This window comes from Streptomyces sp. NPDC002265 (assembly GCF_040296125.1).
Lineage (GTDB): Bacteria > Actinomycetota > Actinomycetes > Streptomycetales > Streptomycetaceae > Streptomyces.
The window spans coordinates 1-13,852 of sequence record NZ_JBEOWS010000268.1 but is presented as its reverse complement, the minus strand read 5'-3'; the positions used below and the strand labels follow the sequence as shown (position 1 = coordinate 13,852).

Below are 13,852 nucleotides of genomic sequence, written 5' to 3'. Positions count from 1 at the left end.
GTTGTCCCCGGGGGTCTCCGAGGCCTGGAGCGCGCCGGTGACGGTGACCTCGCCGGCCGGCGGGGCCGGGGCCTTCGCCGGGTCGGCGCTGCCGGGCAGCCAGCCGCGGACGACGGGCAGGGTCCTGCCGCCGTCGGTACGCAACAGCGTCAGCACGTAGAAGCCCTCGCGGCCGGCCAGCTCACGGTCGGGGACGAGCAGCTGCTTGCCGTACCGGCCGGTCGCGGTGACCTGGTCGCCGGACGTCTCCTTGTCCACGGGCAGCAGCTCGGCCAGCGGCCGGGCCGCCTTCGTACGGTCGGCCGTGGCCTGCTCGCCCGCCTCGCGGTGGTCGGCCACCCGGGACTCGAACCGGCTCAGCTGCCAGGACCCCATGAAGACGCAGAAGGGGATGGCCAGCAGGACGAAGAAGTTGATCCCCCACCAGCGGGGCGTCAGCAGGAACCGGTACACACCGACCACGGTACGGGGCGCCCGTGCGCGGCCGGTCGGCGGGGCGGCGGCCGGCCCACCCGGCGGAGGCCCGCCCCGCGGAGGAAAGGTAAGAGAAGGAGCGCGGAACGGTAAGGGACTGCCTGAAGTTGTCCACAGCCTGGGGACCTGGCCGGTGGATCGGCGCGCGGGACGGGCAGTATGGGGCCATGACTGAGAGCAACGGGTCCGTCTCGCCGGATCAGCAGGTACAGCGCGAGGAGATGCCGGACTGGGAGAAGCGCTTCCGGGCGCCGCGGGTGTCGCTGCCCGACTGGGCGGAGGACGCACCGCACCGCTCCCTGTTCGTGTCGAACGCGACCGGGACGTACGAGCTGTACGCCTGGGACCGTTCGACGGACGAGCAGCGGCAGGTGACGGACCGGCCGAACGGTACGACCGACGGCGTGCTCTCCCCGGACGGCGCCTGGATCTGGTGGTTCGACGACAAGGACGGCGACGAGTTCGGCGTCTGGCGCCGCCAGCCCTTCGCAGGGGGCGAGGACGAGCTCGCCGCGCCCGGCCTGGACGCGTCGTACCCGGCGGGCCTGGCCCTGGGCAGGGACGGCCGCACGGCCGTCGTCGGCCGCTCCACGGACGACGACGGTACGACCCTGCACCTCGCCCGGGTGGGCGAGTCCCCGGTGGAGATCTACCGGCACCGCGAGTCGGCGGGCGTCGGCGACCTCTCGCACGACGGCTCGCTGATCGCCATCGAGCACACCGAGCACGGCGACGCGATGCACTCGGCGCTGCGCGTGCTGCGCCCCGACGGCACCGCGGTCGCCGAGCTGGACGACACCGAGGGCGGCACCCGGGAGCTGGGCCTGGAGGTGCTCGGCTTCGCCCCGGTCGACGGCGACACCCGGCTGCTCATCGGCCACCAGCGGCGCGGCCGCTGGGAGCCGCTGGTGTGGGACGTGGCGACGGGCGAGCAGACCGACCTGGCGCTGGACCTGCCGGGCGACGTGAGCGCCGAGTGGTACCCGGACGGCAGCGGGCTGTTGATCGCGCACGGCTTCGAGGCCCGCAGCGAACTCTTCCGCTACGACCTCGCCACCGGCGCACCGGAGCGGATCCCCACGCCGCCCGGCACGGTCTCCGGGGCGACGGCCCGCCCGGACGGCACGGTGGAGTACCTGTGGTCGTCGTCGGCCGAGCCGTCCACCGTCCGCTCGACGGGCGGCGGGGTGGTCCTGGACCCGCCGGGCCTGAGGTCCCCGGGCTCGGTGCCGGTCGAGGACGTCTGGGTGGAGGGGCCGGGCGGCCGTATCCACGCCCTGATCCAGAAGCCCGCGGGCGCCACCGGACCGCTGCCCACCGTCTTCGACATCCACGGCGGCCCGACCTGGCACGACAGTGACTCCTTCGCGGCGGCCCCGGCGGCCTGGGTGGACCACGGGTACGCGGTGGTCCGGGTCAACTACCGCGGCTCGACCGGCTACGGCCGGGCCTGGACGGACGCCCTGAAGCACCGCGTCGGCCTGATCGAGCTGGAGGACATCGCCGCCGTCCGGGACTGGGCGATCGGCTCCGGCCTCGCCGACCCCTCCCGGCTGATCCTCACCGGCGGCTCCTGGGGCGGCTACCTCACCCTGCTGGGCCTCGGCGTCCAGCCGGACGCCTGGACCCTGGGCATCGCCGTGGTCCCGGTCGCCGACTACGTCACGGCCTACCACGACGAGATGGAGGCCCTGAAGGCGATGGACCGCACCCTGCTGGGCGGCACCCCGGAGGAGGTCCCGGACCGCTTCGAGGCGTCCTCCCCGCTCACCTACGTGGACCGGGTCAAGGCCCCGGTCTACATCTCGGCGGGCGTCAACGACCCGCGCTGCCCGATCCGCCAGATCGAGAACTACGTCAAGCGCCTGGAGAGCCGCGCCGCGGTCCACGAGGTGTACCGCTACGACGCGGGCCACGGCTCGCTGGTCGTGGACGAGCGGATCAAGCAGGTACGGCTGGAACTGGAGTTCGCGGAGAGACACCTCGGCGGCTGACGACCGCGCGGATTTGGTCCCGTCCGGCGGACGAGGACGGGACCGTCCGGCCCGACCGGGCTCCGGGGCACTGCTCCGGGGCCCGGAACGGGCGGGGCGGACCGGGCGCGGGCGGACCGGGCGGGGCGGAACGGGCGGGGCGGAACGGGTGCGGGGAGCGGTTGCCGCCCGTTTCCGTGCGTGCGGGGACCGTGGCCGCCCGGCCGGGTGCGGGGACTGTGGCCGCCCGGCCGGGTGCGAGTGCTCCTACGGCCCTTCCTGTCTGCGGGTCCGCCGGCGCAGCAGCTCCGCCATCCCCCGTCGCGTCGCCGCCAGCACCACCCGGTCCTCGTCCCCCAGCACATAGGTGTCGGGCAGGTTCCACACCAGCCCCGACTCACCCTGCCCGGCCTCGACAGGTCTTGAACCCGTCTGCGAGGCCGGCCCGGCGCCGCCGGCCGGCTCGGACCCCGCCGGTACGCACGACCCCGTCGGGTCCAGCGCCAGCACCCGCCAGGCTCCCGCCCGGAACGCCTCGGCCACCGTCTTCCCCGCCAGCTGCGGATGGTCGCCCACCCGCACCGCCGCGAACAGCAGCACCCGCCGCTCCACCGGGATCGCCCCCAGGATCTGCCGCCCCAGCATCGCCCCGGCGAAAGCGGGCGCCGCCAGATGCGAGACGCTCCGGCTGCGGGTGAGCGCCTGGGGATGCGCGGCCCGCAGGGTGCGGAACACGGCGGTCGAGAAGTCGTCGTCGTACAGCCGCAGCACCACCCGCAGATCGGGCCGCAGGGCCCGTGCGTACAGCACCGCCTCCAGGTTCGTGGTGTCCGAACTCGTCACCGCGAGCAGGGCGTTCGCCCGATGGATCTTGGCGGCCTCCAGGACGCCCTCCTGGGTGACGTCCCCCAGCACCACCGGCACCCGCAGGCGCCGGGCCAGCGCCAGCCCCCGGGCCTCCGGTCCGCTCTCCACGCACACCACGGGGATGTTCAGTTCCCGCAGCCGTTTCAGCACCCGGGTGCCGATCTTGCCGAGTCCGAGAAGCACCACGTGCCCGCTCATCCCACGCGGTGGCTTGCGCAGCGCGGACGCGCTGCGGAACGTGCCGAGGGCCTCCAGCACCGCCGCCAGCAGCACCGGCAGCAGCAGCAACCCGACCAGCCCGGACAGGAGTTGCAGCACCTGCCGCTCGGTGGACGCCCCGATCGCCGGGTCGTCGATGGCGAAGAGGTCCAGCAGGGTGAGATACAGCGCGCCCAGCGGATGGATCCCGGTCACCAGCCACAGGGCCACCGCCAGCGCGAGCACACAGCCCGCGATCCCGGCCAGCGACAGCCGCAGCTGGCGCGAGAACAGCGAGGTGAACGGCGGTACGACGCCCCTGCCGAGGCCGGCCGACGCCGACGCGGGCGGCACGGTGTACGACACCTGTTCCAGTACGACGGTCCCGCGCCCGGAGGCGGCGCGGACCGCTGCCGCGTCGGGCAGCAGCTGGGGTTCGTTCTCTCCGCCGGTCTCGGAACCGTCCGCGCCCGACGGGTCGTTGAGCGTCGGGGACAGCAGGGCGAGCGTGGCCAGCCCGGGATCGGCCGCCTGGCCGGGCCCCGGCGGCGGCCGGTCCACCGCGCGCAGCAACAGCCCTTCCGTCTGTACGACCTTGGTGGTGCCGGCGACCGCGGAGGCGACCAGCGCGGGCGCCGCGGTGTCGGCGTCGGACAGCACCGTGGTGGAGGCGTCGCCCAGGCCCGCGGTGCCGTCGGCGGCGGCCGCCAACGCGGCCGTCTGGTCGAGGAGTTCCTCGATGTGCTGCCCCAGCCGCCAGTTGTACAGCCGCAGCACGAGCCGCAGCCGGGGGTTGAGCCGGCGGGCGGTGAGGGCCGCGCGGATGTTGGTCTCGTCGTCCTCGTACACCAGCGCCAGCGCGGCCGCCTGCGCCACGCCGGCCTCGGCCAGCACGACCTCGGACGGCTCGTCCGCCGTCAACGTCCGCTCGCGCCCGGTGGATTCACCGCCATTACCGCCGCCGTTGCCGTTGCCGCCGCCGTTGCCCGGGGCCCGGCCGACCGCCGCGCTCACCACCCGGTCGAGCAGCGCCGCCGACACCGCCCTGGCCCGCTCGACCGCCGGCGCCCGGGTCGTGCGCTGCGCGGGCGGGACGACGAGCGTGACCTGCTCCTCGTACACCCCGCGCAGCTCGGCGGCGAGCCGGTGCGCGAGTCCGTCGTCGCCGCAGACCACCATGTGCGCGCCGACATCCGTCGGCAGACCCTGATTCGGAACGCTCGCCACGAGGGAGAAGACTGCCCCACCGGGACGGATGGTTCCAGACGGGACCTGAACACCGCTCCCCGCGGCCGCGTAGTAAAAGGGGGATACACGGAGAACGCGGAAAGCGGAGGTGCCCGACCCGTGGCGATCACCGACACGGCTCCGCCGGGAGCCGACGACGGTGCCGGCCTCGCTGCCGACGTCGGCCCGGGCCCCGATGCCGGCCCCCGAGAGCCGCAGCCGGAGCGCCGTCGGCCCGACTCCACCCTCGTCCTGATGATGCTCCTGCTGGTGCTGGTGTCGTTCCAGGGCCCGCTGCGCCGGGCACTGTCCGCACCGGTGATGCAGAGCTGGACGACGGTGTTCGTGGCGGTGGTCGTCCAGGCCCTGCCCTTCCTGGTCCTCGGCGTCCTGCTGTCGGCGGCCATCGCCGTCTTCGTGCCGCCCTCCTTCTTCGCCCGCGCCCTGCCGAGCCGCCCGGCGCTGGCGGTGCCCGTCGCGGGGATGGCGGGTGCGGTGCTGCCGGGCTGCGAGTGCGCGTCGGTGCCGGTGGCGGGCGCGCTGGTGCGCCGGGGCGTCACCCCCGCCGCCGCCCTGGCCTTCCTCCTCTCCGCCCCGGCCATCAACCCGATCGTGCTGACCGCGACCGCCGTGGCCTTCCCCCGCAACCCCGAGATGGTGCTGGCCCGCTTCGTCGCGAGCCTGGTGGTGGCGTGTGCGATGGGCTGGCTGTGGCAGCGCCTGGGCCGCACCGACTGGCTGCGGCTGCCCGCGCACGCGCCGCACGACGGCGAGAGCAAGGGCGCGGCGTTCTGGGGTTCGGTCCGGCACGACGTGATGCACGCGGGCGGGTTCCTGGTGCTGGGCGCGATGGCGGCGGCGACCCTGAAGGCGGTGGCGCCCGCGAGCTGGCTGCGGACCGCGGCCGACAACCCGGTGCTCGCGGTCCTCGCCCTGTCGGTGCTGGCCGTGCTGCTGTCGATCTGCTCGGAGGCTGACGCGTTCGTGGCCTCCTCGCTGTCCCAGTTCTCGCTGACGGCCCGGCTCGCGTTCCTGGTCGTCGGCCCGATGATCGACCTGAAGCTGTTCGCCATGCAGGCCGGCACCTTCGGCCGGGCCTTCGCCCTGCGCTTCGCCCCCGCCACGTTCGTCCTCGCGATCACCGTGGCGGTCCTGACCGGGACGGTGCTCCTGTGAACCGCCTTGCCCAGGCAGCCGTCATGTTCCTGCTCGGCGCGGCCCTGCTGCACGCCGGGGAGACCGACCTCTATCTGCGCTACGTCAAGGCGGGCCTCCAGCCGCTGCTGCTGGCCTCGGGCGCGGTCCTGATCGCGGCGGCGCTGGCGACCGCGTGGTACGAGCGCCGCGCGGCACAGGCGCCGAAGGCACCCACGGCGTCCACGGCACCGAAGACCCCCACGGCGGCCGCGACCGCCGAGGCGGCGGAAGCGCCCGTGACGGCCAAGGCGGCTGTGACCGTCGTGACCGCCGGGACCGCCGGGACTGCCGAGGCGGCGCAGGCGCCCGTGGCGGCCGGAACGCCGGAGGAGGCCTCCGCGGCCGAAGCCGCTCACGGCCACGGCCACGGCCACGGCCAAGGCCACGGCCAAGGTCACGGCCAAGGTCACGGCCAAGGTCACGGCCAAGGTCACGGCCACGTGCACCGTGAGCCCCGGATCTCGTGGCTCCTGGTCCTTCCCCTGCTGGCCCTCATCCTGGTCGCCCCGCCCGCCCTCGGCTCCTACACCGCGACCCGTACGGGTACGGCCCTTCAGCAGCCGCTCGCCTATCCGCCGCTGCCCGCCACCGGCCCGCTGCGCCTCAGCGTGGTCGACTACGCGGGCCGGGCGGCCTACGACCACGGCCGCACCCTCACCGGCCGCCGGATCCAGCTCACCGGCTTCGTGGCCCTCGACCACGACGGCACCCCGTACCTGGTCCGGATGGCCCTCAACTGCTGTGCCGCGGACGCCCAGCCGGTCAAGGTCGGCCTGACCGGCCACATCCCGCCGGTCCTCCAGCCGGACACCTGGCTCCAGATCACCGGCACCTACACCGCCCGGCGGGTGAAGGACCCCGTCAACAACGGCCCGATCCCGTTCATCGAGGTCATCGCGGCGAAGCCGGTGCCGGTGCCGCACGACCCGTACGACGAGACCTGGAACACCTGACGGCGTCCGCGGGGGCGGCCGGAGGGAACCGCCGGGCTGCCCCTTGCGGTCGAGGTGAGCACCACCTAACTTGAACTGACGGACCGTCAGATTCGTTGGTGGGGCAGTGAGGGGTTGGTCATGGTCGGCAAGGACGGCGGCACCGCGGAACTGCCCAGGGTCATCAGCGTGGACGACCACGTGATCGAGCCCGCGCACATGTTCGAGACCTGGCTGCCGGGCAAGTACCGGGACAAGGGGCCGAAGCCCTTCACCGCCGGGATCGGAGACCTGGCGTACGTCGGCGGGAAGTACCGCTTCACCACCGACCCGGACGGCCAGCCGACCGACTGGTGGGAGTACGAGGGCGAGATCTTCCCGTACAAGCGCATCATCGCGGCCGTCGGCTTCTCGCGCGACGAGATGACCCTCGACGGCATCACCCGCGAGCAGATGCGACGCGGCTGCTGGGACCCCAAGGCCCGGCTGGCGGACATGGACCTCAACCACGTCGAGGCCTCGCTGTGCTTCCCGACCTTCCCGCGCTTCTGCGGTCAGACCTTCGCCGAGGCCCGGGACAAGGAGGTCGGACTCGCCTGCGTCCGCGCCTACAACGACTGGATGGTCGAGGAGTGGTGCGGGGACAGCGGCGGCCGCCTGATCCCGCTGTGCCTGATCCCGCTGTGGGACGTGGACCTGGCCGTCGCGGAGATCCGGCGCAACGCGGCCCGCGGGGTGCGGGCGGTGACCTTCAGCGAGATCCCCACCTATCTCGGGCTCCCCTCGATCCACTCCGGCTACTGGGACCCGTTCTTCGCCGCCTGCGAGGAGACCGGCACGGTCGTCAACATGCACATCGGCTCGTCGTCGCAGATGCCGGCGGCCTCCCCCGACGCGCCCCCCGCCGTCCAGGCCTCGCTGAGCTTCAACAACGCCATGGCCTCGATGATGGACTTCCTCTTCTCCGGCGTGCTGGTGAAGTTCCCGCGGCTGAAGCTCGCCTACAGCGAGGGGCAGATGGGATGGATCCCGTACGCCCTGGAGCGCGCCGACGACGTGTGGGAGGAGCACCGGGCCTGGGGCGGGGTCAAGGACCTGATCCCGGAGCCGCCCTCGACGTACTACTACCGGCAGATCTTCTGCTGCTTCTTCCGCGACCGGCACGGCATCGAGGCGATCGAGACCGTGGGCGTGGACAACGCGACCTTCGAGACGGACTACCCGCACGTCGACTCGACCTGGCCGCACACCAAGGCGGTGGCGCAGGAGCATGTGGCGGGCCTGTCGGACGAGGTGACGTACAAGCTGCTGCGGGGCAACGCCATCCGGATGCTGGAGCTTCCCTTCGACTAGGGACCGGCCAGTGCCTGCCCGGCGGTTCGCCGGGTCCTCGTACGGGCAGGCACCAGGCAGGCGGCGGCGCGGGCCGCGCCACCGGGGTCCGGACGATGCGACGGGAGTACGGATGACGGTCTTCGTCGTCGGGGCGGGGCAGGAGCCGGCCCGATGAGCGGTCCGGTCGCGGAGCTGCTGGTCACGCTCGGCCGTCGCTACGTACGGGACGCCCCCGGCTCGCTGGGCAAGGGACGGCTCGCCGCGCGCCACCTCAACCCCTATCTGCGCGACCACCCGCGCCGACGCGTCGTCGAGACCCGCTCCGGAGCCCGGTTCGCGGTCGACACCCGGGACCTGATCCAGCGCTACCTGTATCTCTTCGGCGTGTGGGAGCCGCACCTGACGAGCTGGCTGCGGCGCCGGCTGCGGCCGGGCGACTGCTTCGTCGACGTCGGCGCCAACGTCGGGGTGTTCAGCGTGCTGGCCTCACAACTCGTCGGTGACACAGGCCGGGTGGTGGCCATCGAGGCCTCCCCGGACTTCCACCGCCGGCTGTCGCAGCAGTGCCGGCTCAACGGCTGCCGCAACGTCCGCGCGGTCAACGCGGCGGTCTCGGACGGCCACCGGACCCTGACCTTCGTCCTCGCCAGCTCCGCCAACACCGGGGCGAACAGCATCGTCCCGTACGACGGTCCGGCGGAGTCGACCTTCGACATCGCGGCCCGCCCGCTGCCGGAACTGCTCGAACCGGCCGAGATCGCCGCCGCCCGGGTCGTCAAGATAGACGTCGAGGGCGCCGAGGGCAGCGTCGTGCGCGGCCTGGCCCCTCTGCTGGACCGGCTCCGGCCCGACGCGGAGATCTGTGTCGAGGTGACTCCCGAGCGGATGGCCCGGCTCGGCGACTCCCCGGCGGAACTGCTGAGGACGATGACCGACGCGGGCTTCCACGTCTACCGGCTGGCCAACGACTACGCCGCCGAGAGCTACCCCGCGGCGCTCGGCGGAACCCCCGGCGTCGCGGTCCGTCTGCGCGGCCCGGTCACCGCCGAGAGCGACCTGATCTTCTCCCGGGTGGACGCGGAGAGGCTTCCCTGACCGACCCGGCCGGCCGTGCCCGCACCCGAGTCCGCACCCACGCCCGCACCCGCACCCGCACCCGCACCCGAGTCCGTGCCCGCACCCGAGTCCGTGCCCGCACCCGAGTCCGCACCCGTACCCGAGTCCGCACCCGCACCCGTACCCGAGTCCGTGCCCGCACCCGAGTCCGCGCCCGTACCCGAGTCCGCGCCCGCACCCGAGTCCGCGCCCGCACCCGCACCCGAGTCCGCACCCACGCCCGCGCCCGTGATCCGGCACCGCGCCGCCCGGTGCTCGCGCGGAGGTCAGTCCGCGGCCGGATACCCCCACCGAAGTCCGGCAAGCGCCCTCGCCCGCTCCTCCACGACCGCCATCCGGGCGGCCCGTTCGGCCGGGTCCGTGTGGGCCGCCTGGCCGGTCGCCTGCCCCTCCCACTTGCGGTACAGCAGCCCCGCCCGCGCGCAGAACCAGCCCCGGCTCACGGAGTTCAGCGCCAGCAGCAGACCCGTGTCCTCGGACGCGGGCAGTGCCATCCAGCCGCCGAGGGCGAGCAGCAGTTCCCGGCGCACACAGAGCGTCGCCGGATGGACCGGGGCACGGAAGTCGTTCGCCTTCCAGAAGTCGAGCACGGCGCCACGCTCGACGGGCCCGTCGTCGGGGTCGCCGGGGAAACCGGCCGTCGAGCCGTCGGGCAGCACGTCCAGGGCCCGGGACGTCGTCCAGCCGATACCGGGATCGGCTTCGAGGACCGCCAGGTCGCGGGCGAGGGCCCCCTCGGTGAGCCGGTCGTCGGCGTCCAGGACCTTCACGTACGCGCCGTCCGCGCGGGCCAGGGCGATCGTGCGGGCGACGCCGGGGCCACCGGGGCGGCCCTGGCCGAAGGAGACCCGCGGGTCGTCGGGGACGTGAGGGCGGACCGCGTCGGTGCGGCCGTCCTCCTGGATCACCCACTGCCAGTCCCAGCCCCGCGGCAGCCGCTGCGCGCACAGCGAGCGGTGGGCCTCCGGCAGGAACCGGGCCGAGGGCGGATGGACGGCGGTGACGATGACGACGCGCCGGTTCACCGCGGCACTCACCACCTCTCCAGGAATCCGGACGAGCGGGGAAGGCGCGGGCCGGGTCCACCGGCACGCAAGCGCCCGACCGCTGGCGACGGGGGATGCACCAGCGATCGGGCTATGGCCAAGCCTAACAAGGCCGCTCCTTCGGCGGAGGGCGACTGCTCGGGCCCCCGGGTGCTGTGATCGGGATCACCGCGATGTCAGGGCGCGCACGGAGGGTCGTAGGAGAGCCGGGGCAGGTATTCGTGCCATTTCGCCGGGGTCAGGACCCCCCGCGTGGTCGAGCAGATGTGCCGGATGGCCGCGTCGGCGTCCAGATTCCACAGCCGTACGGTGTCGGCACCGCTGGACACCCCGAGCAGCCGGCTGCCCGGCCCGAACGACAGGAAGTTGCCCGTCTTGGCGTTGGGGCTCAGCGACTGCCCGATGGGCGTGGCGTCGGAGGGGTCGGCGATGTTCCAGAGCCGGACGGTGTTGTCGTTGCCGCCGCTCGCCAGGGTGCGGCCGTCCGCGCTGAACGTCAGCGACACGACCGCCTCGGTGTGACCGGTGAGCGGGGAGCCCAGCCGTCTGGCCCGGCCGGGATCGGTGATGTCCCACAGCCGTACGGTGTCGTCGTCGCTGCCGCTGGCCAGCGTGTGCCCGTCCGGGCTGAAGGCGAGCGTGTTGACGGGGCCGAGATGCCCCGCGAGCGGCGCGCCGAGCGGGACGGCGGCGGCCGGGTCGGTCACGTCCCACAGCCGTACGGTGTCGTCCGCGCCGCCGCTGGCCAGCGTCCGCCCGTCCGGGCTGAACGCGAGGGTGTACACGTATCCCCGGTGGCCGGTCAGCGGGGTGCCCAGGGGCCGCAGCCGGGCCGGGTCGGTGGCGTCCCACAGCCGTACGGTGCGGTCGTCGTAGGCGGTCGCGAGGGTGTGCCCGTCCGGGCCGAACGCCAGCGTGTCGGGGCCCGCGTACCGCGTCCGCAGCGCCACCGGCGGGGCGTAGGGCACCGGCCGGGCCGGGTCGGCGACGTTCCACAGCTGCATCGCCCGGCTTCCGGTCAGCACCGCCAGCGTGCGGCCGTCGGGGGAGAACACCAGGGAGCGCACATCGCCCTCCTCGGGCGTGAACGGCTTGCCCAGCAGCACCGGCCGGCCGGGCGTGCGCACGCTCCACAGCCGCACCCGCTGGTCGCGCGCGGCGGTGGCGAGCACCCGGCCGTCCGGCCGGAACGCCCCGATCCGGCCGATCATGTCGGACGTCGGGATCGACCACAGCCGGACCTTGCTGTCGCCGCTGCCGGTGGCGAGGGTGCGGCCGTCCGGGCTGAAGCCCAGGGCGTACATCTCGCCGCTGCTGCCCGCGAGGGGCTCGCCGACCTGCGAGGGGTAGGCCGGGTCGCTGACGTTCCACAGGCTCGCCGTGCTGTCCGCGCTGGCCGCGGCGAGCATGGTCCCGTCCGGGCTGAAGGCCACCGACCAGACCGGTCCGGTGTGGCCGGCCAGCGGCGCGCCGAGCGGGCCGGCGGCGGCCGGGTCGGTCACGTTCCACAGCCGTACGGTGTCGTCCGCGCTGCCGTCGGCGAGCGTGCGCCCGTCGGGGCTGAAGGCCAGCGAGTGCACCGTGCCGGTGTGGCCGGTCAGCGCCGCGCCGACGCGCACGGGCCGCCGCGGGTCGGCCGTGTCCCACAGCCGGACCGTGTTGTCGTCGCCCCCGGCCGCCAGCGTCCGCCCGTCGGGGCTGAACGCCACGGAGCGCACCGCGGCCGACGCCCCGCGCAGCGCGCCGATCGCCTCCGGGCGGCCCGGGTCGGCCGTGTTCCACAGCCGTACGGTGTGGTCCTCGCAGGCGGCGGCCAGGGTGCGGCCGTCGGGGGCGAACGCGAGCAGGTAGATCGTGCCGCCGTGGCCCTGGACCGGCCTGCCGAGCGGTCTGGGCCGGGCGGGGTCGGCCATGTCCCACAGCCGGACCGTGCCGTCGTCCCCGGCGGCGGCGAGGGTGCGGCCGTCCGGGCTGAAGACCGCGCTGCTCACCCAACTCGTGGGCCCGGTCAGCGGCTTGCCGAGCGGCTTCGGGCGGGTCGGGTCCGACACGTCCCACAGCCGTACGGTCCGGTCGTAGCTGGCGGTGGCCAGCAGCCGGCCGTCCGGGCTGAACGAGGTGAGGTAGACGGCGCCGGTGTGGCCGAGGAGCGGGGTGGCCAGCGGTGCGTTCACGATCGAGACCAGCCGGTTGTTCGCGCCCTCGTCGTCCGGCCGCAGCTGGTGGGCCACCAGGTCGAGCTGGGCCGACAGCGACGGATCCGTGTACTGGACGCGGTCGGCCTCGGCGACCACCTGCTCGAACACCGCGTCGTTGCGCTGCTGCCAGGCGACCACCGCCGAACCCACGGCCAGCAGCGCGAGGACGACCAGCGCCGACACCGCGCTGCGGCTGAGCCACACGGTGCGCCTGCGCAGCCGTACCGAGGCGGCCAGGAACTCCATCGCGCTGCGGGTGAGGAAGGTGTCCCCGGCGGTCTTCGCCCAGGTACGGGCCTGCTCCAGCCGGGAGCCGCGGTAGAGCAGCGAGAGGTCGCGGCCCGATCCCTCCCAGGACCGGCCGTCCTCCTCCAGCCGCTGGCGCACCAGGTGGTCGTTGCGGTCCTCGTCGATCCAGTCGCGCAGCCGCGGCCAGGCGTGCAGCAGCGCCTCGTGGGTGATCTCCACGGTCTCCGAGTCGAGCGTCACCAGCCGGGCGCGCACCAGCGCCTCCAGCGACTCCTCCGTCTTGCCGGGGTCCGTCGACTCCTCCGCCAGCTGGCGCCGGGTCCCGCGCCTGCGGGTCGCCTGGGTGTCCTCGCCGAGGCGGACCAGCCTGAGCAGCAGCAGGCGCGCGGCCGTGCGGGCCGCCGGGTCGAGGCCGGACCAGGCCTGTTCGGCGGTCGCGGCCACCGCCCCCTGGATGCCGCCCGCCGCGCGGTAGCCGGCCAGCGTCAGCCGCCCCGCCTTGCGCCGCTGCCAGGTGGCGAGCAGCGCGTGGGACAGCAGCGGCAGCACCCCCGCGTCGTGCGCCCCGCGGGGGCCGTCGGCGCTCACCTCCCGCACGATCAGTTCCGCGAGCCCCGGTTCCAGTTCCAGCCCCACCGCCCTGGCCGGTCCGGTCACCGCCTCGCGCAGTTCCGTGATGGTCAGCGGGCCCAGCACCATGTGCCGGTGCTGGAGCGCGTCGGACAGCTCGGGGTAGCCGAGGCACTGTTCGTAGAAGTCGGCACGGATGCCGAGGACCACGAGCACGGGAGGCGGGGCGTCCGGGCCGCCGTCCGGCGCGCCGGGTGCGGTGGGGTCGGGGGGCGTGCACGCGGCGTGCAGGAGCCGGATGAAGATACGCCGGTCCGTCTCGTCGGCGCAGAGGGTGAAGGCCTCCTCGAACTGGTCCACGATGACGACCGGGCGGGCGGCGGGGGCCGACTCCCGGCGCGCCCACGCCGTGACGGCCTCCCGTACCGGGGGGGGGCGGCCCGGGGCGCCCGCCCCCCCCGCCGCGCCCC

At 74.4% G+C, this 13,852-nt stretch carries 9 protein-coding genes; 5 read left to right on the top strand and 4 right to left on the bottom strand.

The genetic code is table 11. The annotated features are described in order from the left end of the window. On the bottom strand, nucleotides 1-453 hold a 453-nt coding region (locus ABT085_RS33845), incomplete at its 3' end, for an SURF1 family protein (protein WP_351616750.1). A 188-nt stretch (nucleotides 454-641) separates the two neighbouring features. Between ABT085_RS33845 and ABT085_RS33840 the strand changes: the two genes are divergently transcribed. Next, on the top strand, nucleotides 642-2,468 hold the full coding sequence (locus tag ABT085_RS33840) for a S9 family peptidase (RefSeq protein WP_351616747.1): 1,827 nt from the start codon (nucleotides 642-644) through the stop codon (nucleotides 2,466-2,468). 246 nt (nucleotides 2,469-2,714) lie between these two features. On the opposite strand, the gene ABT085_RS33835 is transcribed toward ABT085_RS33840, so the two are convergent. Then, the gene (locus ABT085_RS33835; RefSeq protein WP_351616752.1) at nucleotides 2,715-4,691 is read right to left on the bottom strand and encodes an NAD-binding protein; all 1,977 of its coding nucleotides are present in this window, start codon (nucleotides 4,689-4,691) and stop codon (nucleotides 2,715-2,717) included. A 168-nt stretch (nucleotides 4,692-4,859) separates the two neighbouring features. Between ABT085_RS33835 and ABT085_RS33830 the strand changes: the two genes are divergently transcribed. From ABT085_RS33830 to ABT085_RS33815, 4 genes are all read left to right on the top strand, one after another. Continuing rightward, the gene (locus ABT085_RS33830; RefSeq protein ID WP_351616744.1) at nucleotides 4,860-5,915 is read left to right on the top strand and encodes a permease; all 1,056 of its coding nucleotides are present in this window, start codon (nucleotides 4,860-4,862) and stop codon (nucleotides 5,913-5,915) included. Continuing rightward, entirely contained in the window at nucleotides 5,912-6,889 is a 978-nt protein-coding gene (locus ABT085_RS33825) for a TIGR03943 family putative permease subunit (RefSeq protein WP_351616741.1), read from the top strand. Before ABT085_RS33830 ends, ABT085_RS33825 begins: the two co-directional genes overlap by 4 nt. A 120-nt stretch (nucleotides 6,890-7,009) precedes the next feature. Continuing rightward, a complete protein-coding gene (locus tag ABT085_RS33820) occupies nucleotides 7,010-8,221 on the top strand; it encodes an amidohydrolase family protein (protein WP_351616738.1) in 1,212 nt (403 codons plus the stop codon). 153 nt (nucleotides 8,222-8,374) lie between these two features. Further along, entirely contained in the window at nucleotides 8,375-9,298 is a 924-nt protein-coding gene (locus tag ABT085_RS33815) for an FkbM family methyltransferase (protein WP_351616736.1), read from the top strand. A gap of 287 nt (nucleotides 9,299-9,585) precedes the next feature. Here the strand turns inward: ABT085_RS33815 and ABT085_RS33810 are convergent, their stop codons facing one another. Continuing rightward, a complete protein-coding gene (locus ABT085_RS33810) occupies nucleotides 9,586-10,356 on the bottom strand; it encodes a glycosyltransferase family 2 protein (protein ID WP_351616733.1) in 771 nt (256 codons plus the stop codon). 185 nt (nucleotides 10,357-10,541) lie between these two features. After that, nucleotides 10,542-13,852 (bottom strand): WD40 repeat domain-containing protein (locus ABT085_RS33805; protein WP_351616730.1); only part of this gene is annotated, 3,311 nt, incomplete at its 5' end.

Coding starts and splice junctions, on each gene's coding strand:
- ABT085_RS33835 (WP_351616752.1), bottom strand. CDS start 4,691: ATGGTGGTCTGCGGCGACGACGGACTCGCGCACCGGCTCGCCGCCGAG.
- ABT085_RS33820 (WP_351616738.1), top strand. CDS start 7,010: ATGGTCGGCAAGGACGGCGGCACCGCGGAACTGCCCAGGGTCATCAGC.
- ABT085_RS33840 (WP_351616747.1), top strand. CDS start 642: ATGACTGAGAGCAACGGGTCCGTCTCGCCGGATCAGCAGGTACAGCGC.
- ABT085_RS33815 (WP_351616736.1), top strand. CDS start 8,375: ATGAGCGGTCCGGTCGCGGAGCTGCTGGTCACGCTCGGCCGTCGCTAC.